This window comes from Vibrio sp. 378, from assembly GCF_033339435.1.
Genome location: NZ_JAWOUO010000095.1, coordinates 1 through 1,245, shown reverse-complemented (window position 1 = coordinate 1,245; position 1,245 = coordinate 1). Strand labels below are relative to the sequence as shown.

Below are 1,245 nucleotides of genomic sequence, written 5' to 3'. Positions count from 1 at the left end.
ACTCGCGAATGGATTTTACGCAATAGCCCGGTGCCAATTGGTACGGTTCCTATGTATCAGGCTTTGGAGAAAGTAAATGGCATTGCTGAGAACCTGAATTGGGAAGTCATGCGCGATACGTTAATCGAACAAGCAGAGCAGGGGGTTGATTACTTTACTATCCATGCTGGTTTACTACTTCGCTATGTTCCAATGACGGCGAAACGAGTGACGGGGATTGTTTCGCGTGGTGGCTCGATTATCGCTAAGTGGTGTCTAGCGCATCACCAAGAAAGCTTCTTATACACCCATTTCCGCGAGATCTGTGAAATTTGTGCGAAGTACGATGTAGCTCTGTCTCTTGGTGATGGCTTGCGTCCTGGCTCGGTTGCAGACGCGAACGATGAAGCGCAATTCGCAGAGCTGCGTACGCTCGGCGAGTTGACTAAAATCGCATGGGAATATGATGTGCAGGTCATCATTGAAGGCCCTGGCCATATTCCAATGCATATGATTAAAGAAAATATGGACCAACAGTTGGAACACTGTCATGAAGCGCCGTTCTACACCTTGGGTCCTCTAACGACAGATATCGCTCCGGGTTATGACCACATTACATCCGGTATTGGCGCGGCGATGATTGGTTGGTATGGCTGCGCTATGTTGTGTTACGTGACCCCTAAGGAGCACTTGGGGCTTCCAAATAAAGAAGACGTTAAAACCGGTATGATCACCTACAAGCTAGCTGCGCATGCTGCGGATTTAGCAAAAGGGCATCCGGGAGCACAAGTTCGTGACAATGCCTTATCAAAGGCGCGTTTTGAATTCCGCTGGGAAGACCAATTTAACCTCGCTTTAGACCCCGATACGGCACGTGCATTTCATGATGAAACGCTGCCGCAAGAGTCTGGAAAAGTAGCGCACTTCTGCTCAATGTGCGGCCCTAAATTCTGCTCAATGAAGATTTCTCAAGAAGTCAGGGAGTATGCCAAAGATACAGAGCAAGTTGCCGCGGATCAGGCGATTTCTATCAAGATGTTAGATGACCCGCTGGAAGGCATGCGTAAGAAGTCTGAAGAGTTTCGTGCGACAGGCTCGGAGCTTTATCACCCAGCCGTGCACGCCGAGGCGGATGAGTAATGGCTAAAATCCTTATCCCATCGTCGTTAATTCCGCTGACAGGAGCTGTTCAGCAGAGTTTATTGTTGGCGAAAGAACAGGGTTTTAGTATTGATGAGATTGAGTTGGGCGTAAGCCCGACTCAAT

1 protein-coding gene is annotated in these 1,245 nt (G+C 48.8%); it reads left to right on the top strand.

Going from position 1 to position 1,245, the window contains the following annotated elements; translation table 11 throughout:
• A partial coding sequence (thiC, locus tag R7Q48_RS24325) for a phosphomethylpyrimidine synthase ThiC (RefSeq protein WP_318132659.1) occupies positions 1–1,119 on the top strand: 1,119 nt, incomplete at its 5' end.
• Positions 1,120–1,245: the final 126 nt, after the last annotated feature.